Source organism: Propionicimonas sp. (genome assembly GCF_049840635.1).
Classification (GTDB): Bacteria; Actinomycetota; Actinomycetes; order Propionibacteriales; family Propionibacteriaceae; genus Propionicimonas.
This window is the reverse complement of the sequence record NZ_JASGKL010000004.1, coordinates 399150-421568: the sequence shown is the minus strand read 5'-3', so window position 1 is coordinate 421568 and position 22419 is coordinate 399150. Positions and strand designations below refer to the sequence as shown.

The 22419-nt window shown below is 69.2% G+C and carries 20 protein-coding genes and 1 tRNA gene; 13 read left to right on the top strand and 8 right to left on the bottom strand.

From position 1 onward, the window contains the following. Positions 1-34 precede the first annotated feature (34 nt). On the top strand, positions 35-2605 hold the full coding sequence (locus tag QM779_RS02190; RefSeq protein ID WP_428530933.1) for a glycogen/starch/alpha-glucan phosphorylase: 2571 nt from the start codon (positions 35-37) through the stop codon (positions 2603-2605). A gap of 257 nt (positions 2606-2862) precedes the next feature. On the opposite strand, the gene QM779_RS02185 is transcribed toward QM779_RS02190, so the two are convergent. Continuing rightward, entirely contained in the window at positions 2863-3942 is a 1080-nt protein-coding gene (locus tag QM779_RS02185; RefSeq protein WP_428530930.1) for a PQQ-dependent sugar dehydrogenase, read from the bottom strand. A gap of 119 nt (positions 3943-4061) precedes the next feature. Beyond that, positions 4062-4487 (bottom strand): OsmC family peroxiredoxin, encoded by a 426-nt coding sequence (locus QM779_RS02180; RefSeq protein WP_428530927.1) that lies wholly within the window; start codon positions 4485-4487, stop codon positions 4062-4064. A 113-nt stretch (positions 4488-4600) separates the two neighbouring features. On the opposite strand from QM779_RS02180, the gene QM779_RS02175 reads away from it, so the two are divergent. The 4 genes from QM779_RS02175 to QM779_RS02160 all read left to right on the top strand — a co-directional run bounded on the left by QM779_RS02175 (position 4601) and on the right by QM779_RS02160 (position 8387). Next, positions 4601-5335: a phosphatase PAP2 family protein gene (locus QM779_RS02175; RefSeq protein WP_428530924.1), complete on the top strand. Its 735-nt coding sequence runs from the start codon at positions 4601-4603 to the stop codon at positions 5333-5335. A gap of 169 nt (positions 5336-5504) precedes the next feature. Continuing rightward, complete coding sequence (locus QM779_RS02170) at positions 5505-6662, top strand: toll/interleukin-1 receptor domain-containing protein (protein ID WP_428530921.1); 1158 nt, start codon at positions 5505-5507, stop codon at positions 6660-6662. Positions 6663-6732: 70 nt separating this feature from the next. Next, on the top strand, positions 6733-8250 hold the full coding sequence (locus QM779_RS02165; RefSeq protein ID WP_428530918.1) for a protein kinase domain-containing protein: 1518 nt from the start codon (positions 6733-6735) through the stop codon (positions 8248-8250). Positions 8251-8314: 64 nt separating this feature from the next. After that, positions 8315-8387, top strand: a tRNA-Ala gene (locus QM779_RS02160). Positions 8388-8662: 275 nt separating this feature from the next. Here QM779_RS02160 and QM779_RS02155 read toward each other — a convergent pair. From QM779_RS02155 to QM779_RS02140, 4 genes are all read right to left on the bottom strand, one after another. Next, positions 8663-9772 carry a hypothetical protein gene (locus tag QM779_RS02155; RefSeq protein WP_428530915.1) on the bottom strand — a complete coding sequence of 370 codons (1110 nt, stop codon included), beginning with the start codon at positions 9770-9772 and terminating at the stop codon, positions 8663-8665. Positions 9773-9899: 127 nt separating this feature from the next. After that, positions 9900-10202 (bottom strand): hypothetical protein, encoded by a 303-nt coding sequence (locus QM779_RS02150; RefSeq protein ID WP_428530912.1) that lies wholly within the window; start codon positions 10200-10202, stop codon positions 9900-9902. Between the two features lie 127 nt (positions 10203-10329). Then, the gene (locus QM779_RS02145) at positions 10330-10818 is read right to left on the bottom strand and encodes a DUF5063 domain-containing protein (protein ID WP_428530909.1); all 489 of its coding nucleotides are present in this window, start codon (positions 10816-10818) and stop codon (positions 10330-10332) included. A 91-nt stretch (positions 10819-10909) separates the two neighbouring features. Beyond that, a complete protein-coding gene (locus QM779_RS02140; protein WP_428530906.1) occupies positions 10910-11311 on the bottom strand; it encodes a hypothetical protein in 402 nt (133 codons plus the stop codon). 351 nt (positions 11312-11662) lie between these two features. On the opposite strand from QM779_RS02140, the gene QM779_RS02135 reads away from it, so the two are divergent. From QM779_RS02135 to QM779_RS02110, 6 genes are all read left to right on the top strand, one after another. Beyond that, the gene (locus tag QM779_RS02135) at positions 11663-12778 is read left to right on the top strand and encodes a sensor histidine kinase (RefSeq protein WP_428530903.1); all 1116 of its coding nucleotides are present in this window, start codon (positions 11663-11665) and stop codon (positions 12776-12778) included. After that, positions 12775-13407 (top strand): response regulator, encoded by a 633-nt coding sequence (locus QM779_RS02130; RefSeq protein ID WP_428530900.1) that lies wholly within the window; start codon positions 12775-12777, stop codon positions 13405-13407. The genes QM779_RS02135 and QM779_RS02130 overlap by 4 nt, the downstream gene beginning before the upstream one ends. 239 nt (positions 13408-13646) lie before the next feature. Beyond that, complete coding sequence (locus tag QM779_RS02125; RefSeq protein ID WP_428530897.1) at positions 13647-16379, top strand: leucine-rich repeat domain-containing protein; 2733 nt, start codon at positions 13647-13649, stop codon at positions 16377-16379. 68 nt (positions 16380-16447) lie between these two features. Beyond that, positions 16448-16921, top strand: coding sequence for a nucleotidyltransferase domain-containing protein (locus QM779_RS02120; protein ID WP_428530894.1), 474 nt, complete (start codon positions 16448-16450; stop codon positions 16919-16921). Beyond that, positions 16921-17280 carry a HepT-like ribonuclease domain-containing protein gene (locus QM779_RS02115; RefSeq protein ID WP_428530891.1) on the top strand — a complete coding sequence of 120 codons (360 nt, stop codon included), beginning with the start codon at positions 16921-16923 and terminating at the stop codon, positions 17278-17280. The genes QM779_RS02120 and QM779_RS02115 overlap by 1 nt, the downstream gene beginning before the upstream one ends. A 351-nt stretch (positions 17281-17631) precedes the next feature. Continuing rightward, positions 17632-17916 carry a hypothetical protein gene (locus QM779_RS02110; RefSeq protein ID WP_428530888.1) on the top strand — a complete coding sequence of 95 codons (285 nt, stop codon included), beginning with the start codon at positions 17632-17634 and terminating at the stop codon, positions 17914-17916. A 39-nt stretch (positions 17917-17955) separates the two neighbouring features. Here QM779_RS02110 and QM779_RS02105 read toward each other — a convergent pair whose 3' ends face one another. Both QM779_RS02105 and QM779_RS02100 read right to left on the bottom strand, forming a co-directional pair. Then, the gene (locus QM779_RS02105; protein WP_428530885.1) at positions 17956-18201 is read right to left on the bottom strand and encodes a hypothetical protein; all 246 of its coding nucleotides are present in this window, start codon (positions 18199-18201) and stop codon (positions 17956-17958) included. Between the two features lie 244 nt (positions 18202-18445). Beyond that, complete coding sequence (locus QM779_RS02100; protein ID WP_428530882.1) at positions 18446-19159, bottom strand: dienelactone hydrolase family protein; 714 nt, start codon at positions 19157-19159, stop codon at positions 18446-18448. A 158-nt stretch (positions 19160-19317) separates the two neighbouring features. Here QM779_RS02100 and QM779_RS02095 point away from each other — a divergent pair, with 158 nt between their 5' ends. Then, positions 19318-20949: a DUF1800 domain-containing protein gene (locus QM779_RS02095; protein WP_428530879.1), complete on the top strand. Its 1632-nt coding sequence runs from the start codon at positions 19318-19320 to the stop codon at positions 20947-20949. 10 nt (positions 20950-20959) lie between these two features. Further along, complete coding sequence (locus QM779_RS02090) at positions 20960-22399, top strand: DUF1501 domain-containing protein (protein ID WP_428530876.1); 1440 nt, start codon at positions 20960-20962, stop codon at positions 22397-22399. Positions 22400-22419 lie beyond the last annotated feature (20 nt).

The following is a 22419-nucleotide window of genomic DNA, read 5'->3' as shown; positions in this document are numbered from 1 at the left end:
CCTGCCTGTAACGCGACCGCGTTACGGTGGCGCAATGAGCGCTGACACCGTTTCAGATCCTGTCGTTCCCGACGCGGGCGCCCCGGCCGACGAGCAGCCGACCACCGGCGTGGCCACGCTCGGCCCGGTCACCACGCCCACGCACCCGCTGGCCCTCGCGCCGGTCGCCGCTCCGCCGCACTCGGTGGACGGCTTCGTCCGGGAGTTCCTGCGCGAGCTGAACACCGGCCAGGGCGTCGCGCTGTCGCGCTCCAGCGTCAACGACCAGTACCTCGCGCTCGCGCGCACCGTCCGGCACTACCTGATGGCGCGCTGGCTGGAGACGCTGCGCCACAACCGACAGTCCGAGGCGAAGTACGTCGGCTACCTTTCCGCGGAATACCTGCTCGGCCGCCAGCTCGGCAACGCCCTGATGGCGACCGACCTCAACGAGGTCGCGGCCAAGGCGCTGGAGAGCTGCGGGCTCGACCTCGTCACGCTGCGCGCGCAGGAGGTGGAGCCCGGCCTCGGCAACGGCGGCCTCGGCCGCCTCGCCGCGTGCTTCATCGACTCGCTCGCGACGATGAGCGTCCCGTGCATCGGCTACGGCATCCGCTACGAGTACGGCATCTTCCGCCAGACGTTCGTCGACGGCCGCCAGGTCGAGCAGCCGGACACCTGGCTGTCGCTCGGCGCCCCGTGGGAGTTCCCGCACCCGGAGGCCGCCGTCCAGGTGGACTTCGGCGGCCACACCGAGACCTGGGACGACAACGGGACGCAGCGGACGCGCTGGGTGCCGGCCTGGAACGTCCTCGGCATCCCCTACAACTACATGGTCCCCGGCTACCAGAACGGACGCGTGAACACGCTGCGGCTGTGGAGCGCGCAGGCCACCAAGGCGTTCGACCTGTCGATCTTCAACGCCGGCGACTACGCCGAGGCCGTCCGTGCCCAGACCTTCGCCGAGAACATCACCAAGGTGCTCTACCCCGAGGACTCGACGCCGCAGGGCAAGGAGTTGCGCCTGCAGCAGCAGTACTTTTTCGTCGCCTGCTCGGTGCGGGACTTCATCGACCAGATCCTCGAGCCGGACTTCGACCTGCACCGCCTGCCCGAGCGGATCGTGTTCCAGCTGAACGACACCCACCCCGTGATCGGGGTCCCCGAGCTGATGCGCATCCTGGTCGACGAGAAGAAGTGGGACTGGGACGAGGCCTGGGCGGTCACCAGCCAGTGCTTCGCGTACACCTGCCACACCCTCCTGCCCGAGGCGCTGGAGACGTGGTCCACCGACCTGCTGGGACGCCTGCTGCCCCGCCACCTCGAGATCATCTACCGGATCAACGACGAGTTCCTCGCCGGCGTCCGCACCGCCTACCCCGACGACGAGCTGAAGGCGCGCCGGATGTCGATCGTGGCGGACTACCCCGAGCGCTCGGTGCGGATGGCCAACCTCGCCACGGTCGCCGGCATCAAGGTGAACGGTGTCGCGGCGCTGCACTCGCAGCTGCTCGCGCAGAAGGTCCTCCCCGACTTCTCGGAGTACTACCCGGACAAGTTCACCAACGTGACGAACGGGGTGACACCGCGGCGGTTCATCAAGATGGCGAACCCGTGGCTCTCGGAGCTGATCACCGACACGGTCGGGCCGGGCTGGGTGACCGACCTGGACCGACTGGCAGAACTCGAGCCCTACGCAGAGGACGAGGACTTCCGGCGCGCGTTCCGCAAGGCCAAGGAGTTGAACAAGGCCCGCCTGTACGACCTGCTGCGCACCAGGGACGGGATCGACCTCCCCGACGGGCACCTGCTGGACGTGATGGTGAAGCGGCTGCACGAGTACAAGCGGCAGACGCTGAAGCTGCTCCACCTGGTGACGCTGTACGACCAGCTGATCTCGGGTCGCGTCGACCCGGCCACGATCCTGCCGCGCACGGTCGTGTTCGGCGCCAAGGCCGCGCCCGGCTACAAGATGGCCAAGGACACGATCTACCTGATCAACTCCGTCGCGGCGACGATCAACGCCGACACCCGCCTCAAGGGACGCCTCAGCGTGGCGTTCCCCGCGAACTACAACGTGACCCTCGCCGAGAAGCTGATCCCGGCCGCCGACCTGAGCGAGCAGATCTCGCTGGCCGGCCTGGAGGCGTCCGGCACCGGCAACATGAAGTTCGCCCTCAACGGCGCCCTGACCATCGGCACGGACGACGGCGCGAACGTCGAGATCCGCCAGCTGGTCGGGGACGCGAACTTCTTCCTGTTCGGCATGTCCGAGCCGGAGGTCGCCGAGCTCGGCGCGTCCGGCTACCAGCCGACGAAGTACTACGAGGAGAACGCGGACCTGAAGGGCGCGATCGACCTGATCTCGTCCGGAGCGTTCAGCGACGGTGACCGCAACGCCTTCGAGCCGGTGGTGTCGAACCTGCTCTACCAGGACCGGTTCATGGCGCTGGCCGACTACCAGTCCTACATCGACGCCCAGGCGAAGGTGGAGAAGGCGTACGTGAACAAGGAGGAGTGGACGAAGGCCTCGATCCGCAACGTCGCCCGCTGCGGGTTCTTCTCCTCCGACCGCTCGATGCGCGACTACCTCACCCGCATCTGGAGGGCCACCCCGGACCGCTGAACGCCACGGTCATCCCGGCGAGAGCCGGCAGCTCGGCGGCACCCGCGACCCACTGCGACAAGGAGATCCCGGGTCAAGCCCGGGATGACAGACACCTACGCAGCCCTGTCATCCCGGCGAAAGCCGGGATCTCGGCGGCACCCGCGACCCACTGCGACAAAGAGATCCCGGGTCAAGCCCGGGATGACAGACAGCAAACGCCACCGTCATCCCGGCGAAAGCCGGGATCTCGATGACGACGGGACCCGCGTTGGCACTCAACGCAGCGGGAGCGAGACCAGCTGGTCGTCGCCCTCGCGGGGCGTTCCGCGGGCGGTGTTGTTGGTGAGGACGTAGAGGCGGTCGTCGACCACCTCGACGGCACGGACGCGGCCGAGACCGTCCAGGACCACCTCGGGGTCGGTCATGCCGTCGGACGTCGCGGTGGTGGCCAGGACGCGCTCGCCGCGCAGGCAGGCGATGTAGACGGTCCCGCCCGCGGTCACGGCGATGCCGCTGGGGGACGCGTCCTTCGGCGCCCAGACGAGCAGCGGGTCGACCAGCCCGGGCGCTCCCGCCATCCCCTCCGCCTGCGGCCAGCCGTAGTTGCCGCCCGGCCGGACCAGGTTGAGTTCGTCGTAGCGGTCCTGGCCGAATTCGCTGGCGTACAGCTGCCCGCTCACGTCCCAGCCGAGGCCCTGCACGTTGCGGTGCCCGTAGCTGTAGACGGCGCTGGCGAACGGGTTGTCGGCGGGGACGTCGCCGTCCGGTGTCACCCGGAGGATCTTCCCGCCGAGGGAGTCCAGGTCCTGCGCGTTCTCGGCGCGTCCGGCGTCCCCGGTGCCGACGTAGAGGTCACCATCGGGTCCGAAGCGGATCCGGCCGCCGTTGTGGTTGGCGGCCTTCGGGATCCCGGTGAGGATCGGCGTCGGGGCGGTGAGTTCGTCGCCGTCGTAGCGGTAGCGGACCACGCGGTTGTCGTCGGCGCTCGTGAGGTACAGGTAGAGCAGGCCGTCCTCACCGAAGTGGGGCGACAGCGCGATGCCGAGCAGCCCGCCCTCCCCCGCCGGCGCGACGCCCGTCACCCCGGCGACACGGGTGGTCCCGCCGTCGGCCACCCTGACCACTTCGGCCGCGTCCCGCAGCGTGACGAGGACGCTGCCGTCGGGCAGGACGGCCATGTCCCAGGGCACGTCGAGGTCCGAGGCGAGGACGGTGCGACCCTCGGCGGGGGTCCGGGACGCCTCCGCGCTCGGCCAGACGTTGATGTCGGCGGGGGTGTCGGTGCCGGCGGGCTGCGCCGTGCAGCCCGCGAACAGGATCGCGAGGGCTGCGAGGGAACCGGCGAGGCGGATCACCCGTCCGATTCTGGCACAGCGCCGCAGCCCGGACCGCGGCCGGACCCGGCGCGGGTGCCAGCCCTGCGGACAACGCTGCACGGGCGGCCCCGGCGGAGCCGCCCGCGCGAACCGCCTTGTCAGACGAGCTCGGCGTCCAGCGTGATCGTGGTCCCGGTCAACGCTGCCGACACCGGGCAGCCGGTCTTGGCGTTGGCGGCGAAGGTGGCGAACTCCTCCGCGGTCACGCCGGGCACCGAGCCCTTCACGGTCAGGTGGATGCCCGTGATCCCGGTGCCGGGGACGAAGGTCACGTCCGCGCGGGTGTCGAGCGCGGACGGCGGCGTCCCGTTGCCGGCCAGCGCGTGGGAGAGCGCCATCGAGAAGCAGGACGAGTGCGCGGCGGCGATGAGCTCCTCCGGGGTGGTCTTCGCGCCGGGCGTCTCGCCCGCACGGGACTTCCAGTCGATCTCGAGGCTGCCGACGTTCGAGTTCAGGAACTCGACCTCGCCCCCGCCCTCGGTGAGCGAGCCTTCCCAGTGGGCCTGTGCGGAACTGACCGTCATCGTTGCCTGCCTTTCGTTGGGTGGTGACCCGGTACCCGGGTTCAGAAGGCACCAACCGCCGGCGGTGCGGGCTGTATTCCGGGCCGGCCCCGCGCCTCCGGTACCCTCGACCAATGGCCAGACCGGTGCCCGAGGCGGAAGGGGACGCCACGCCGCCGGCTTCCCGCGTCAGGGTGCGGACGGGCACAGCGATCGGCCTCACCGGGCTGGTCGGTGGGATGCTCTTCGCCCTGCTGATCCTCGCCAGCGCCTCGGTCTACGAGGCTGTGGCCGCCGATGACGGCGTCGCGGGCCTCGACCGCCCCGTCCTCGACGCGATGATCCGGCTGCGCACCCCGCTCTCGGAGACCGTGGTCACCGCGTTCACCCAGCTGGGGACGACCGTGCCGATGGTGGTGATCGGGCTCGTCCTGATGGGCGCGCTGTACCTGACCTACCGCCGGCGGACGATCATTGTGCTGATGCTGGTGGCCGCCGCGGGGAGCATCACGTTCACGATCGTCGGCAAGGCCTGGGTCGGACGCAGCCGTCCGCCGCTGGTCGACGCCGTCCCGCCGTTCGAGGAGAGCTTCTCGTTCCCGTCCGGCCACACGCTGAACAGCACGGTGGTCGCGGGCATGCTGGCCTACCTGGTGGTGTGGCTCGCCGATCGTGCGTGGCAGCGTGTCTGCGCGGTCCTTGGTGCCGTGCTCTGGGCGCTGGCGATGGGGCTGAGCCGGGTCTTCCTCGGGCACCACTGGCTGACCGACGTGGTGTTCGCGTGGCTGTTCGGCCTTGCGTGGCTGGCGCTGTTGATCACCGTCCACCGGATCTTCCTCGACCGCCACGCCCGCCGCCTGACCGGCTGAGCCCAGGCATCATCCGGACCCCGCGGGTCAATTGTGCGGATGGGGCCCCTCCTGCCCGGCTGCCTAGCCTGTGCCGCATGGGGGGTGACGCCGAGCGTCGAAGGGTTCCACGCGCCACGGCGCGAGGCCTGCCGCCGCCCACGTGGTGACGGCGACCGGGCGCGCGCGGGTGTTCCTGAGCTACCGGCGCGCGGACTCCCAGCACGTCGCGGGGCGGGCGGCGGACAAGCTGGCCGACCGGTACGAGCTGTTCATGGACATCGACACCATTCCGCCGGGTGTCGACTTCACCGAGTACCTGCGTCGGGCCATCGGTGGCTGCGACGTGCTGCTGGCGTTCATCGGTGAGCGCTGGGCGACCGTCACCGATGCGGACGGACGTCGACGCATCGACGACCCCGAGGACTGGGTGGCGGCCGAGATCACGACCGCGCTGGCCAGGAACGTCCCGGTGATCCCGGTGCTGGTGGACGGCGCGGTGCTGCCGGCGGCCGAAGCGTTGCCGGAGAGCCTCCGTCCCCTGGTCAGCCGTCAGTCCACGCCGCTGCGCTTCGAGTCGTTCACGGCGGACCTCGCCCACCTCGTCGCCGCCATCGAGCACGCGTCCCACCACGATGTCCCGCCCGGGGCCGACGCGCCCGCCGAGTTCGCCGACCGGTGGGACAAGGACGCGGCCGCGCCGGCGCGCACGCCGGCGGCGCTCTCCGTCCCTGCCCGACGCCGTTCGACACTGCCCGTCATCGTCGGGGTTGCGGTGGCGCTGGCCTGTGGCGTGGGCGGCTGGCTGTGGTTCGCGAGGACAGTGCCGGCGACCGTCGCGTCCCCGAGGCCCACCGTCACCGCCACGTCGACGAGCGCCACTCCCCTGCCTCCGGTGCCTCCGGCGACGACCACCGGTGCGCTCAAGGCCAGGGCGCCCGCGTCCTTCCGCGGGACCTGCAAGCGACTGGTTCCGACGGACGCTGCGCTCGCGAACGGGCTCGTCGTCGCGGTTCAGTGCTCCCCGGCAGCCGCCGGTGGGGGCCCGCGCTACGCGTTCTACCTGCAGTACGGGGACGCAGGGGCGGCACAGGAGGCGTTCCGCGGCTACTACGCCGGGAGCCCCGCGGAGTCCGGTGACTGTACCCAGAACCCGGGCGAGGCGCTGGACGAGCGTTCCGAGGGCAGCCCGTTCGGCGTGCTGCGCTGTTATCGGGACGCCAACGCCTACAGCGTGTTCGCGTGGATCGCTCCCGAGCAGTCCATCGTGGCGTCCGCGGCCGACCCGGACTTGTCGTTTGGTGAATTGTTCGCGTGGTGGTCGCAGGCCGGGCCGTACGCTCCCTGAGGCCAGGTAGCAGCATTGCCGATACTCAGCGCGATTCGGACGCCCATAGCATCCTCACAGCCGGTTCTGGGTGTCGGGGGGCGCTGTGGAAATTGGTGGATTCACGCTGGGTCAGCAGTTGCCGGGGGGACGGTTCGGGGCGCGTTGGAGGGCCACGGCCGACCGGGGCGACGAGGTGGTGCTCAAAGAGTTGGCCCACCTCTCGACCCATCCGGAGGAGACAGGTCCGGACTTCGGCAGGGTGCACGACCTCGCCGGGGAGAACGTGGCGCGGGTCGACGAGCCGGTCCGCGACGCCCAGGGCCGCTCATGGCTCGTCGAGGAGTGGGTCGAGGGCGTCTCGCTCGGCGCCCTGACGCAGGAGCACACGCTGTCGACGGCACAGTCCCTGGGCGTGGCGCGAGGGGTGCTCACCGGGCTGGCCTCGCTGCATGGGGCGGAGGTCGTGCACGGACTGGTGTCGCCGGCGACCGTCATGCTGTCGCTGGAGGGGGTGCCGAAGCTGGTGGACGCGGCCGCGTGGGCGGCCGACCCGGAGGTGGCGGCGACGGACGAGTACGCGGCACCGGAGGTGGCCGCGGGGGCGGCCCCCGACCCGCGGGCGGACGTGTTCGCCGCGGCGAAGGTGTTCGCGGAGCTCCTCGAGGCGGGTCCGGTCGACGGCGGGGTGGGTGCAGTGCTCACGAGGGCGACGGACGCGGATGCGTCCGCTCGACCCGGGGACGCCGGCGCCTTCATGGCGGAGTTGTCGCACGCGGCGGAGCGCGCGTACGGCCCGTTGTGGTGGACGCTGGAGGGCATCGGCGCCGCGGTCGCGTCCGCGGTCGGTGTCGGGGCAGCCTCGACGGCGACAGCGACGGTGGCGGCCGAGGCGGGCGCCGGTGCGCTGCCGGGGAGCCTGTCGGGGAACGCGGCATTCCTGGCCGGCGGTGACGCGGGGGCGACCGGGACGGGGGTGATCGGCAACGCGGTCAAGACCGGGAGCCGGTTGCGCACGCTGATCCCGGTCGTCGTCGGAGGGATCGTCATCGGCGGGATCGGGATCGCGATCGCCCATCCGGGCGCGCAGAAGGACAAGGAGCCCGAGGCGTTCACCGCGCCGGTCCTGACCACGTCGGCGTCCCCGACGATGAGCGTGACGCCGTCGCCGACGCCGACCACGCCGCTGGAACTGGGGTTCAACGGCGACTACGTGTACGTGACGGTGCTCACCAAGTCCAATGTGCCGCGGATCAAGGTCGGCGAGAAGTCGAAGGAGGTCCGCACCGTGACCACGACCTGTGACCAGGCGGGGTGCAGCACGGTGATGCAGATCGGCGACCGGTCGGTGCCGACGATCCGCACCGCCGACGGCTGGACCCAGGACGACCGGTTCGACAGCGAGTGCGTCTGGACCGACACGGGCAAGGTGATCAGCACCGACAACCCGGCGCGGAGCGTTCGCACCCTCACGATCGACAAGGTCGTGGACGGCAAGATCGCCCGCCTCGTCGGCTCGACGAAGTACTACCAGTTGGAGAAGTGCAAGAACCAGACGGAGAAGCTCCTCAGGCTGACCTACAAGGTCACGATGACCTTGAAGGAGTGAGGTTGCCCGATTTCCCATCCCCGGCGGCGCTGGGTAGAGTATGGCCTCGTCCTCAGGGACGTTCGGGGCTATGGCGCAGTTGGTAGCGCGCTTCCATGGCATGGAAGAGGCCACGGGTTCGAATCCCGTTAGCTCCACCTCGTCAGAGGCACATTCGGAGGCCTCGGGCAACATACGGGCAATTAGCCCTCCCTCGGGCAACCGATGGTATCCCGACGCACCGCAACCCCGACGGCCTGAACGACCTCATCTCTTGCGGGTAGCAAGCGCTCTGCCGTCGACAGGAGTGACCCAGGCGGAGTCGGACGATGGCACATCGGCAGGCAACCTCCACACGCTCGTCGGGCATATGCACGTGATACGTCCGGATCTGCCGATGTGAGCGTGTTGCTCTGTCGTGCGATTGTGTTCTTCAGGCAGGCCACGCGTCGCACAGAGCGCTCACCTGGGGAGGGCCCCAGATGTAGAGGTCGACTACATTCTCGTCGTCGATGAACCAGCCAAGACGGATCGGTCCGAGCTGGGTATCCATGGTGATGCTGTCTTCCTGCTCTGCGGGCGCGGTGGTGATGACCGAGATGACGGCCCTACCGATCGTGGTGATCAGGTCCCCGCGCAGCTGTCGGGTCAGGTATCTCGCGAACGCTCGCCAGTCGTCCAGATCGAAGGACGTTGACCACTCGACAGCGTCGTCCGCCAGAGTCGGTTGCGCCCACCCCTGGCTGGCTGCGGCCAGCCGCTTGCGTGCAGCCGCGTGCTTCCGGGCCCGGTCATCGGCGGCCCTGGTTGCCAGCCACGGGATCCACGGCATCTCCTGCGTTCCAGGGGACGCCCTGACATGCTGGTCAATCGTGGGCAAAGCTGGGTTAGGTCGCACCCACTCGAACGCTCCGTCGCCGAAGACGGTCCGCAGCGGCGACTGCCACGCAGGGGTGCCCGCTTCGTAGGGTTGCCACGGCTCGCCGGAGGTCTGAACCAGGACTCCGCCCGTCCGCAGCGTCCGCGCGCCCAGAAGGGTGGCGAGTTCGGGATGAGCACGGACAAAGGCTGGACCGAAGTAGTTCAACCAGAACACGCCCGGCAACATGGCCTCAGCCAAGGTGTACAGCGGGCGCGGGCGCCACACCCTAGGTGTGACGCATCCGTAGGCGGCGTCGATGGCCACGACCAGTCCTTCGAAGAGGGTGGCGACAGCCGCGGTGTCAGCCGGCTCGGCAACGGTGTTCGCCTGCCAGCTCTGCTCGATTCTGTGGCCATTCAGGGAGTACGTCCATCGACCGTCCTCCTGCTCACCCGACCAGCCCCCACGACCGGGCAACAGGTCGATCTCGCCTGGCTCCATCGCGTCGCCCTCGTTGCGACGGACCGTCAGCCACTCGATCGGCAGACCTGCCGCCGTGACGACGGCCTCCATCGACGGCTTCACCTTGATCCGTGCCGGGTCTCCGCCCACACGCCGCGGACGCAGATTCGGAAACTCGTCGAAGACCCGCGCGACGGCAAGCGCCCGCTCCATGCTCATGTCAGCGAAGGACCGGATCGCAAGGTCAAGACAATCCACCGCTGAATAATGTCAGACCGGCTGCGGCCCGAACCGCGTCGGTGGAAAGCGCCGCCCGAATCTGCCGCGCTGAGTTCGGACGCCTTGTCTAGAAGACGATGGTCGGGTGCGCCAGCCAGTTCATTGCTGCGCCAAGAAGGACCAGCATCATGCTGAGGGTGGACCCGACGGTCAGGCCGGCGCCGAAGAGTCTCGTTGACGCGACGATCAACAGGACGAGGCCAAGGATCAGGATGAGGCCGATCCCGAGCAGCGGGACGAATGGGTACAGTCCGAGAGCATTGCCGAGATCAATGAGTCCGGGGGCGAGGCCAACTGCCATACCCGCCCAGAACTGCCGGGCTCGTGAGCGGATGGGTCGGGCCCGCCCATCGCCCTTCGAGACCGGCACTGTCTTCTCCTCCGCCGACTGCAGCGTATGCGACCCTCGCGCCTATCACGCGGACCGCGCCGTGATAGCGAACTCTCGTGCCGCGCGGAGTGGGTACGCGACTCTCGCCGGGTAGGTCGGCGTTCGGTCAGAGGCTGTGCAGCGCTCGCAGGACCTCCAAGGCGTGGGTTCCCCAGTGGGTTTCCAGGTCGAACCGGGCCTGCCAGACCGCGTCCCGCCACGACATGTCATGCCGCTCTGCCTCCAGAGAGCTCCGTAGATCGCGCCAGATGTCGGCCAAATCATCGGCAACCGAGCCCACCGTCACTGTCCGAGTGCCGCGGCCCCGAAGGACCTGGTTCGTCGAGTAGTACTCCGATTCCCCGATCCATTCCTGCACCACTGCGAACACCCGGCGCCACTCCGCGTGCGAAATCTCGGGAACCTCGAACTCGCCCGTAGCGGGCTCGACCGCCGGCGGCCGCCACCCCGCCGCCAAGACCTCGGCGACCGCGACCCGAACCCGATTCACCGATGGCCGCTCAGCCACCGACGGCTCAGCGACCGACTCGATCAACCCGCACAACACCCCGGCGGCGTCGAGGAAAGCTCTGTACTCCCCAGGCGGCACGATCACACAAGCATTCTGGACCGCGAGGCCCATGCACGCACATGCCGCGGTGTGCGAGGGCTTCGGCCCCCGAGCACGCCGCGACGCGGCAGGCTGGTCAGAAGTCGTCCTCAGTCAAGCCGAGTTCTGTCCACCTGGCGCCCGCCTCGTCGGGCGCAAGCCAACTGAACTCGTACACCTCGGCCTCGCCACTGTCTGGGTAGTGCTCGAAATAGCCAGCGTCGAGTTCACGAACGGTGTACCACTTGGGACCGTAGTCCTCGAAGGCGCGGTCCTTCCCTCCGTCAGCCCAGACGATCACGAACCACGGCCACCACTGCCGAGCGGGGAACCACATCCTCACTCTCACACTGGCCAGATAGCCCTTCAACTCGCCATCGAGGCGGAGCTCACCCAAACCGTGATCGTAGGCTGCCAAGTCTGGGTCCGGCAGATCGTAATCCGGAGCCTCATCGTCGCCGAACCACCGCCGGAACCTACGCCGCAACCACTCGACCACAGCAGGAAGCGTCCCACACGCGCCCGAACACCGTGAGAAATCCCTACCAACGAGTGGGGCGCTGAACATCCGGTTCTGCCGCGCTGAGTTCAGACGCTTTGTCTGGAACACGATGGCCTAGCGCGCCAGCCCGTCCATTGCTCCGCCAAGACCAGCAGCATGCTGAGGGTGGGCCCTACCGCCAGGTTGCACCGAAGAGTCTCGTTGATGACATCCGAACAGGCTCCGGTGCACACAGCGGATCCTGCGGCGCTTCGGCCGCGTTTCTATTACGGTCTTCCATGAAAGCTCATCCCCTGCTGTGAGGCGCACGTGCATATCCCCCGAACCCGGGCCGGCTCCGGTGATCTGATGCGACGGCTGGTCGAGCCTGGGCGAATTGAGATCGTCCTCGCCGTGTTGTTGGCGGTGCTCACGATCACGCTCGATGCTGCCACTGGGCGCCCGTGGCCACCGTTGGCGCTGGACCTGGTCGCGTGTGCGGTTGCGGCGACGACGGGCCGGTGGCCGAGGGCTTCCGGCGCTGCCCTCGGGGCGGTGTTGGCGGTCTATCTGTTCATCCCGGCGGGCTGGGCGACGATGGGCGAGTACGCGTTGCTGATTCCGATCCTGGGCTCGGGTATGCGGGACGCGACCCGGCTGCGGCTGATCGAGTCGATCGCCTACTTGGTCATCCTGTTCGGTCTGGCGATTCAGAACGCGCCGAGCCTGCTCAGCGCGACGCTCGGGGCACTCTTCTATGCGACCTTCATGGGGGTTTTGTGGCTAATCGGGAACGCGTTCGTGACCGTCACCCGCGCACAACGCGAGGCGCTTCTCGCCGAAACCCTGCTGCAGCGCCAGCGCACCGCGCTGGAGTTGCACGACACGGTTGCACGGTCGCTCACCGCTTTGGTGATGGCCACGGAACGGGTCCAGTTGCATGGTGAGGCAACCGAGGAGGACCTGTCGTTCGTCTCACGAACCGCGACGGAATCGATCGGCTATCTTCGCGACATCATTGAGGTCCTGCGCAGCCCCGACGACACCAGAGAGGTCGCCCCGCCTGCGCGGGCATTTCGCGAGGTGCTCTCGTCCGCGGAGACCGAGCTGGCCCGGCACGGCTTCCAGCCCACGGTGAACGTCGCTGGCGACCTGGACGGCATTCCTCCTGCGACCGCCCAACTCTTGGCGGCGGCCGCCGAGGAAGCCCTGAGCAACGTGATCAAGCACGGTGATCAGCACGGACCGTGCACGGTGTCGGCCGAGGTGGGCAAGGGTGAGGTCGTGCTCAAGATCGCCAACAACTGCAGGACCGTGCGGTTCGACCGCGAAGGGCGTGTTCCAATGGGGCTTTGGGGGATGCGGCAACGCATCGGTGCCGCCGGTGGCCAGGTCGAGGCCAGCCGCGCGGACAGCGGGTGGCTGACCCGGGTGAGCCTGCCCCTGCCAGGGCACGCGGCACGCGAGCTCGAGGCAACCCAGTGAGCGTCCGGGTACTGATCGTCGACGACGACCTCTTCGTGCGAGAATCCCTGGCCGATTACCTCCGAACGACCGACGACATGACCCTCGTCGGCTCCTGCACCGACGGCCTCCAGAGCCTGCACCTGGTGAAGGAGCACACCCCCGACGTCGTCCTGATGGACGTGCGGATGGACAGGATGAGCGGCATCGATGCGACCCGCGAGATCACCCGCGCCACATCGACCACGCGGGTCCTGGCGCTGACCTCCTTCGACGACATCGACACCATCGTGGACATGCTCGCCGCGGGAGCCAGCGGTTACCTACTGAAGAGCACCCGGCCCCACGCGCTCCTGCATGCGATCCGAGCGGTCAACGACGGCATGAGCGTTGTCCCGCCGGGCACCCTGCAGCGCTGGGCCGCCGGTAGATCGCGCCGATCCAGGCCGAAACTCACCCCGCGTGAGCAGCAGGTCCTCCAGATGCTCGACCTCGGCCTGACCAACCGGCAGATCGCCGCCCGGCTCTACGTATCCCCCTCAACAGTGAAGGCCGACGTGGCCGAGCTGATGCGCAAACTCGATGCACCCACCCGCACCAGGGTGGTGGCGCAGGCACACCAGCTCGGGATGCTGTCAACCAGCGGCTGAGCTGGGCCCGCTCCACGCAGACGCGAGTGCCCTGATGAAGTCGTCCAGTCGCCGGGTTCGAGCGATCGGCTTGCCCACTTGGACAGTCTCTGAGCGTCAGGATGGCCACTTGGCCATCGTCCCGACGTGCCCCACTTCGCGGGGGCGTCCGATCCGGGAAGATGAGGCCGAGACCGGATCCGTCGTCCATGCTCGGTGGCCGGATGCATTCATGGGGTTGGGTTGCGCAGGGGGTTGTGGTGAGGGTGCGTGTGCCGTTGGTGGCGCTGTGTTCGCTGGCGTTGGTCGGGTTGGGGCCGCTGCCGGCCCGGGCTGACGCGATCGTCAATGTGCCGGACGCGGCGTTCCGCGCCTGCTTGATCAGGGAGCTCGGTGCGGGCGAGGTTCCGCTCACCGATAGCCGGCTCGCCTCGCTGGACGAGGTGGCCTGCTGGAACAATTCTGGTGAGGAACCGATCCGCGACCTCACCGGGGCCGAGCACCTCACGGGCGCCCGGACAGTCTCATTCTCGATGGAGGAGATCACGGACCTGTCGCCGCTGGCAGGTCTTGCCGACTTGCAGGTGCTGTTGATCTCCGGCGGCCCGACGGTGGACCCCGCACCGCTGCGCGGTCTGAGCGGGCTGACGGAACTGAGCCTGAGCGGCCACCTGCTCGACGACCTCGGTTTCCTCACCGACCTGCCGTCCCTCCGCAAGCTGCATCTGGGCGGCATGTCAGTGGATCTCGGCCCGGTCGCCCGGCTGACCGCGCTCACCGAACTCAGCCTGGGCACGACCGGCACCACCGACTTCTCGTGGATGTCGGACCTGACCAGCCTCACCAAGCTGGCCCTGTACGACGACACCCTCACCGAGCTCCACCTCGGCCACGCGCCGAACCTCGACACCCTCTACCTCGGTGGAAAGAACCTGACCGACCTCTCCACCCTGTCGGATCTGAACGGGCTGACCCACCTGTGGTTGATCACTCCCGCCGCGACCGACCTGGACCCGCTCTCGGCGCTGTCCAGGATGGCCGAACTGGAGATCTACAACACCACCGCCGACCTGACACCACTGTGCGGCCTGACCGGCCTGGCCACGCTCGTGATCCGGGACAGCCGGCTCAGCGGACTGCCCGACCTCAGCGGAATGACGTCGCTGTCGAGCATCACCGTGGTGCACGACCAGCTCACCAGCCTCATCATCGGGACGCCGCCGAGCCTCACCACGCTCGACGCCTCCAACAACCACCTGACCGATGTCGCGCTGTCCGGCCTACCCGCACTTCAGACCCTGAACCTAAGCTCTAACAAGTTGACCAATCTGCGGCTGACCGACCTCCCCGCCCTGGCCACCGTGGACGCGCGGACCAACACGCTCACCAACCCCGGAACCTATGAACGGCTTCCCAGGCTCAGTTCGCTGAACCTGAACGACAACCAGCTGACCACGCTCGATGGCGTCTCCGGCCTGCCCACGCTCACCGAGGTCGACCTGATCAACAACGAGCTGGCCAGCACCGACGGACTGGCCGACCTGCCCGCCCTGGCCACGCTGCGCGCCACCAACAACCAGCTCACCGACCTCACCGCGCTGGCCGGGCTGCCCTCGTTGGCGGCGGTGTGGCTCACCAACAACCGGATCAGCGACCTCGGCCCCCTCACCGGCGCCCCACTGACCGAGCTGCACGCATCGAGCAACCAGGTGCATGCCCTGCCCGCCTTCACCGCCCTGCAGGACCTTGACCAGCTCGAACTCGCCTCCAACGGGCTCAGCGACATTCACGGCCTCACCGGCGCGACCGCCCTGCGAACGGCCGACCTCCGCAACAACGCACTGACGGACGTGTCCGTCCTCGCGCAGAGCCCGCACCTCACGTCGATGACGCTCAGCAACAACAAGATCTCCGACGTGTCCGCGTTCGATACGGCCACCACGACGGTCACCGCCAACGGACAGCAGGTCACCGCGACCGAGGTCGCCACCGTCGCCACCCCGACCGACCTCACCATCCGGGGATTCGGTGGCGACCTGCCCGCGCTGAGCCTGGATGCGAACACCACCTATGCCGACGGGCAGGTCGCCTACGCCACCTCCGGCACCCACACCGTCGGATTCACCCAGGCCAACGGTTCCTCGGCGTTCAGCGGGACGCTGATCCAGAGGGCAGGGCCCGACGCCGCCTTCACCACCATCCCCCCACCAAGGTTGTCCGGTCGCGCCGTGGTCAGTTACACCACAGCTGTGTACGCCAAGCCCTGGACGCCCGCGGTCGACCACTACGAGTACCAGTGGTACGTCAACGGCAAGGTGGTCCCCGGAGCCAACGACTGGGGCTACATCCCGGTGGCGAAGGACCTCGGCAAACGGATCAGGGCTCAGGTCACCGGCGTCAAGGACGGCTACATCTCCATCACCCGCTGGACGCCTTGGTCGGACAGGGTGATCCGGGGCTGGTTCTGGACCCACCGACCCAAGATCGTCGGCACAACCCAGACCGGGCAGCAGCTGTCCATCCAGATGGACCCCTGGCAGATCACCCCGGAACGCTTCACCTACCGCTGGCTCCGCAACGGAAACCCCATCACCGGCGCCACCAAGCCGACCTACACACCCACCGCCCGCGACCGCGGCAAGCACCTCTCGGTGCGGGTCACCGGCCACGCGGCTGGGATCCACACCGAGTCCGAGACGTCCAGGCGCACCGTTGCCATCACCCAGGGCGCCGTCCACTCCAGCCAGCCGACCATCACCGGCACCCCCGATGTGGGCCAGACCCTCGGGGTCGACCGGGGCGCCTGGGGACCCGGCACGATCACCTTCCGCCACCAGTGGCTCCGCGACGGAATCGCCATCGCCGGCGCGACCCGGAGCACCTACCAACTCACCGACACCGACAGGACCCACCAGATCAGCCTCACCGTCACCGGAGACCGCGCCAACCACACAGCAGTAACCCGCACCGCCGATCCACTCACCGTCCCCTGACCCGACGCGCAACCGGGGGCCGCAGGACGCGAGCCACCCGAGGTGGCGCGCGGTGATAAGATGTCCTTATGAGTCTGGTCGCCGAGTACCGCGACGCGCGGGCCCACGAGGAGACCTCGCGGTTGCGAAGGATGCTGGCCCTGCGCGCCCTGCTCGCCACGGGTTCGAGTCAACGCGACGTGGCCTCGAAGCTCGGGATCAGCCAGCCGGCCGTGAGCCAGCAACTCAAGGCATCCCGAGACCTGACCAAGGTGCATCCGGAAGCCTTGGTGAGGGCCGCGGCACCGGTCCTGGTGGACGTCGCACGAGCTCGGGGGTTCGAGCGCCTGGCGGTCTTCGGATCGGTTGCCCGAGGCGACGCACGAGACGACTCCGACATCGATCTCCTGGTCGATGCCCCTCCCGGCGCCGCGATCAAGGAGCTGCTCGCTCTTCTCGGAACCTTCGAGCAGATCCTCGGCCGTCCCGTCGACCTCGTCACGTACGGCGGACTCAAGGCCGGGCTGGACGACGACATCCGACGAGAGGCGGTGCTCCTGTGATGGACCGGAAGATCGCCAAGGAGTTCCTGCACATTCGCGACTGGCTCAAACGCGCCGGCGACATCGTCGACCACGGCCGGGACGCGTATCAGGACAACCCGTTGCTGCAAGAGGCCGGGGACTCCCTCATGATGAAACTCGGCGAGGCGGCCGGTCGCCTCGCTCGGGCGAACGTCGAGCCACCCGAGGGTGTGCTCTGGACGGACGCCATCGCCAACCGCAACTGGCTCATTCATCAATACGACGAGATCGACCGCGCGCTGACCTGGGAAACGCTCGCCAATGACCTCGCCTCGTGGCGGGCCGCGCTCGCCGGAACGTTCGCCGACGCGGAGGCAAGCCTGAACCCGGGCGCCTGAAGCAGCGTCAGACCCGGACAGCGCCGGTCGCCAGCTCCGAGATCCGCCGCGCAATCTCCTTGTCCCGGTCCGCGGCAGCGCTCTGGTAGATCATGGGAGGAGCGTGTCAGGCCGCGGTGGTTATGAGGGGTCACCGGGCTCCGCCAATGAGTGCGTGTCAGTTGGTGGTGGTTGTGAGGCCTCCGGACGCCTTCACAACCACCACCGACTGGCACGGACCGGGCAGCGGCCGCCGCGGCGGGCTGATAACCGCCACCAGCTGGCACGGACGGACGTGGCCCGAGAGGTGCGACGCAGCCGGTTGTCTACGAGTCGTCGTCACGCCGGGCCCGCGAGTGCAACGCTGGTCCCATGGCCCGCGTCCTGCCCCCGCCCGCCGAGCGGTTCGACCCGATCACCGCGCGCTGGTTGACGCCCGGCGGCCCGCTCCAGGATCCCCAGCGTGACGACATCGATCCCGGTCACAGCGAGCCGGTCACCCTGGTCGGCCCGGTTCCCCGCGAACTGGCGGACGCGGCCGTGCCGCGCGGCGACGCCCCGGACGGTCACCACACGACGCGACGCCGTTGGCTCGTGCTCGCCTTCTTCGCCTTCGCCGTCGTCGCCCTCCTCCTGGGCACGTTCCCGGCCTTCTGAGGAGGATTCTCCGAACCGGACCGCGCCCCGCACCCGCCGTCAGCTGCCGGCCCTGCGCACCATCTCCTCCGCGATCCAGCGGGCGGTCTCCCTGCTGCACGCCCCCGGCTCGCTGAAGCTGACGGCGAAGACGCCGGTGATCTCGGTGAGCTGCGGGACGCCCTGGAGGGCGAGGATCTCGTCGGCCTCCGCCGCGTACTCGTCCGGCGGGCCCCCCGCCTCGATCAGCCCGACCGGGTCGGCCTCCGCGAGGATCCGGATCATGTCGTCGCGCGTGAGGGCCATGGCGACGAGCCTAGACCGATTCACCGCGGCGCTGGTGGCTCTGCCGGAGGCGTCGCGGCGCAAACCCGGCCGCGGCGCCTCCAGCGATCACGACCAAGCCGGCTGCCCCCTCCAAACGTGTCGGCGTGATACGTGCCCCCGGGAGGTTGGCGGACCCACCCGGGAGGAGCCATGTCGAATCTAGGCGAGGAGGACATCGGCTGGTCAGACCCCGTTCGGGTGACCCTGCGGACGCCGGGAGCGCTCAGCGCAGCGTGCGGTCGAGCAGCTCGTGGAGCTCGGCGAAGGCCCACTCGAACGCCTCCTCGTTCCAGGCGGGCGTGTCCGACATCGTGTAGCCGTGGGCGGCCCCCGGGACGATCACGTTGGTCGCCTCGAGCCCCGCGGCGTCCAGGACCCCACCGAGGGTCTCCACCTGCTCGGGGGTCATCGACCCGTCGTTGTCCGCGTGCCCGAACAGGAAGGCGGCCCTCGCCGCGCCCAGCCCCAGGTGCGGCGAGTCCTCGTCGGCGGTCACCAACCCTCCGGTGTGCAGTGCGGCGCACGCCGCGACCTCGTCGGGGTGCCGGTTCGCGGTCCGGACGGCCAGCCGGCCGCCCATGCAGAAGCCGACCACGCCGATCGGGCCGTCGGCGACCTGGGGCAGACCCTCGAGCGCCGCGACGTAGGAGTCGATGTCGGCCTCGGCGCGATGCGTCGTCAGCCGCTGCATGCGCGGGGCGATCGCCTGCCAGTCGGGCGGGCCGTCCGGCGTGAGCTCCTCGACGGTTCCCTCGCGGTGTAACACGTTCGGCGCCAGCACCACGTAGCCCCACCCGGCCACACGCTGCGCCAGTTCCTCGATCCGCGGACGCAGGCCGAACGCGTCCATGAACATCAGCACACCGGGTCCACTGCCCGCCTCGGGAGCGGCGACGATCGCCTCGGCGGCGCCGTCGGAGAGTTCGAGATTCAGCATGAGCGCATGCTAGACAGCACCCCCGTCGTTCCGACAGGGACCCGCCGCGGCGATCCCGTCCGCAGCGTCTGGCTGTCGGGCCCCTCCCGCCGCGACACCCGCATCCTCTAGGGTGTGCGCCACCGAACGGACGCCGACTTCTCCCCCCAGGTGGCCTGATGACGACAGCTTCGCCTCCCCCGGCCGACACCGGCGCGCTGCCCCCCGCGCCCTCACGTCGGGCGGCGCTCGGCCTCGCCGCCGCCGGCGGCGTCGCCCTGTCCTCGCTGGGCACCGCCCGGGCCCTCGCCGCGCCACCGGTGCGGCCGCTCTCCCCCGTCCTGCCGGCGACGATCTCCGACCTGGCCAGCGGACTGGACCTGACCTCCTCGGCGGCCTGGCACCTCGCCCGGCGCGTGTCGCCCGCGCCCACCGCTGCCCTCGCGAAGAAGATCGCGAAGGTGGGGACGACGGCCTGGATCGACCAGCAGCTGGCCTGGAAGAAGATCAGCGACACCAAGGCCGACGGGATCGTCAAGAAGCACCTGAGCTACGCGACGATGACCGGCCACGAGGTCTACGTCGCGTCGAAGAAGCAGGCGTGGAAGGCCGGGAAGGCGATGAGCGTCACCCGGACGATCCGGCAGGTGTTCACCCAGCGGCACCTGTACGAGTCGATGGTCGACACGATGGCCGACCAGCTCTACATCTCCGCGGACGGCAAAGCCAGCGAGTTCGTCGCCTGGTTCGACTGGGCCGTACTGCGCAAGTACGCGCTCGGGAAGTTCTCGAGCATGCTGTACGCGGCCGTGCGGCACCCCGCGCTGCTGATCTACCTCGACAACCAGGTCAACTCCGCCGACAGTCCCAACGAGAACCTCGGACGCGAGCTGCTCGAGCTGCACACCGTCGGCGTCGGGAACTACGAAGAGGAGGACGTGCGCCAGTCCGCCCTGATGCTCACGGGGCACAGCCTGGACTGGACGAAGCGGACGTACCGCTACAACCCCGGCGACCACTACGTCGGGAAGATCTCGGTGATGGGGTTCACCCACCCCAACGCGACGGCCGCCGACGGGCCCGCCGCGCTGAAGGCCTACCTGTCCTACCTCGCCCACCACGAGGGCACGGCGCGGCGGATCGCGGAGCGGCTCGCCGTCCGCTACGTGTCCGACACCCCGTCCGACGCCCTGCTCGACCACCTCGCCGCGGTGTACCTGGCGAACGACACCTCGCTGTCCGCCGTCATGCGCGCCCTGCTGCACAGCGACGAGTTCGCCGATTCCGTCGGCGCGAAGTGGCGGCGTCCCCAGGAGACCATGGCCACCATGGTGAAGGTGCGCAAACCCTCCACTATCCACACCACGACCACGCAGGCCGAGAACGTGTGGGGTATCACCGGCACCGTCCAGTGGCTGCTCTACCTGGAGAACCACCAGCCGCGGATGTGGCCGGTTGTGAACGGCTACCCCGACCAGGCGAGCGACTGGATGGCCACCCAGGCCCTGCTCGGCCACTGGTACTCGGCCAACGCCCGGATCAACTGGGGCAACGACGCCGAGTGGCCCTCGGCCTCCTCGACCTGGGCCAAGGCGCTCGGCGTCAAGAAGGGCCAGGTGGTCGCCGACGTCGCGAAACGCCTCACCACCGACCTCACGGGCTACACGTGGACGCAGGCGCACCTCGACATCGTGGTCGCCCGCCTGAAGGGGACGGGGACGGGGGCCACACTCTCCTCCGACCAGGTGAAGTACAACCTCGGTCCCGCGCTGCACTTCATCTTCTCCTCCCCCTACTTCATGCTCCGCTGAGAGGACACCGATGGCCCCCGGAGACCTGGATCCGTCCCTGCGCCGCGGCGAGGCTCTGCTGCACGAGGACCTGATCACCCCGCTGCACCACCACGACGAGTCGCAGAACCGGCTGCTCGCCACCCTCGACGGGCAGACCCGCGTCGTCACGCCGCGGCAGGCCAACGACCTGGTCGCCACCCTGCGTCCGAACCGGCGGGTGGACGACCCGACCGTGGAACACGTTCCCACCGGGCCCCGGCTCGGACGGCGCGGCCTGTTCCGCGGGTCGCTGATCGGACTCGGCGGGCTGCTGGCCGCGTCCGCCGCGCCGCGCTACTCCTTCGCCGCCGGTACCGGCGGGGACCTGCTCGTCTGCATCTTCCTGCGCGGCGGGTTCGACGGCCTGGCCGCGCTCGGGCTGCCCAACGACAGCTATTACGGCACCCTGCGCGGCACCACGAGGGTCTCCACCGGCCTGGCCCTGAGTTCCGACTACGTGCTGAACCCCAACTTCTCCGCCATCAACGACATCTGGAACGACGGCCAGCTCGCGGTGGTCGTCGGCTCGGGCCACCCCGACGTGCAGCGGTCCCACTTCGAGGACCAGGACCTGTGCGAGCGCGCCGCGAAGGCGAACGTCCGCTCGGGCTGGATCGGACGACACATCGCGTCCTCCTCGTCCGCCTCCGGCACCTTCCGCGGCATCACCATCGGCGACCGGGTGGTGCTCTCGCTGACCACCAACGCCTACCAGTCGATCGCGATGTCGAGCGTGGACTCGTTCACGCTCGAGTCGGCCTGGAACGACGGGGACCGGCTCGTCACCGACCTCGGTGCGATCTACGGGGACGCGGGCGGCGTCCTCGCCACCCAGGCGCAGGCCACCCTGACGGCCGTGCAGAGCCTCGGCACCGTCCGCTCCCAGGCCTACGCGCCGGCCAACGGTGCCAGCTACCCCGACACGACCTGGGGCAAGGGGCTGAAGGACATCGCCCGGCTCGCGAAGGCCGACCTCGGCATGGAGGTCGCCTGCATCGACTACGGCGGCTGGGACATGCACCAGAACATCGGCAGGCCGGGGGACGCCGACGGCGCGTTCTCCACCCTCGCCCGCGACTTCTCGAAGGGCCTGGCCGCGTTCCGGACCGACCTCGGCAGCCGGTGGAACTCGGTCACGGTGGTCACAATGAGCGAGTTCGGCCGCCGCGCGGAGGTGAACGGTGACGGCGGCAGCGACCACGGGCACGGCAACCTGATGTTCCTGATGGGCGGCTCCATCAAGGGCGGCACCGTGTACGGGTCGATGCCGACGAGCCTCAGCCCGGACAACCTCACCGACGGTGACGTCCCGATCACCACCGACTACCGGCAGGCGCTCTCGGAGATCGTCAGCAAGCGGCTGGGCAACAGCAACCTCGACCAGGTCTTCCCCGGCTTCACTCCGGGGCCCGCCCTCGGCGTGGCCTGACGGCGACACCCGACCCGCGT

Coding starts and splice junctions, on each gene's coding strand:
- QM779_RS02135 (WP_428530903.1), top strand. CDS start 11,663: ATGCGACGGCTGGTCGAGCCTGGGCGAATTGAGATCGTCCTCGCCGTG.
- QM779_RS02090 (WP_428530876.1), top strand. CDS start 20,960: ATGGCCCCCGGAGACCTGGATCCGTCCCTGCGCCGCGGCGAGGCTCTG.
- QM779_RS02115 (WP_428530891.1), top strand. CDS start 16,921: ATGGACCGGAAGATCGCCAAGGAGTTCCTGCACATTCGCGACTGGCTC.
- QM779_RS02095 (WP_428530879.1), top strand. CDS start 19,318: ATGACGACAGCTTCGCCTCCCCCGGCCGACACCGGCGCGCTGCCCCCC.
- QM779_RS02175 (WP_428530924.1), top strand. CDS start 4,601: ATGGCCAGACCGGTGCCCGAGGCGGAAGGGGACGCCACGCCGCCGGCT.
- QM779_RS02110 (WP_428530888.1), top strand. CDS start 17,632: ATGGCCCGCGTCCTGCCCCCGCCCGCCGAGCGGTTCGACCCGATCACC.
- QM779_RS02155 (WP_428530915.1), bottom strand. CDS start 9,772: ATGAGCATGGAGCGGGCGCTTGCCGTCGCGCGGGTCTTCGACGAGTTT.
- QM779_RS02190 (WP_428530933.1), top strand. CDS start 35: ATGAGCGCTGACACCGTTTCAGATCCTGTCGTTCCCGACGCGGGCGCC.
- QM779_RS02120 (WP_428530894.1), top strand. CDS start 16,448: ATGAGTCTGGTCGCCGAGTACCGCGACGCGCGGGCCCACGAGGAGACC.
- QM779_RS02105 (WP_428530885.1), bottom strand. CDS start 18,201: ATGGCCCTCACGCGCGACGACATGATCCGGATCCTCGCGGAGGCCGAC.
- QM779_RS02100 (WP_428530882.1), bottom strand. CDS start 19,159: ATGCTGAATCTCGAACTCTCCGACGGCGCCGCCGAGGCGATCGTCGCC.
- QM779_RS02180 (WP_428530927.1), bottom strand. CDS start 4,487: ATGACGGTCAGTTCCGCACAGGCCCACTGGGAAGGCTCGCTCACCGAG.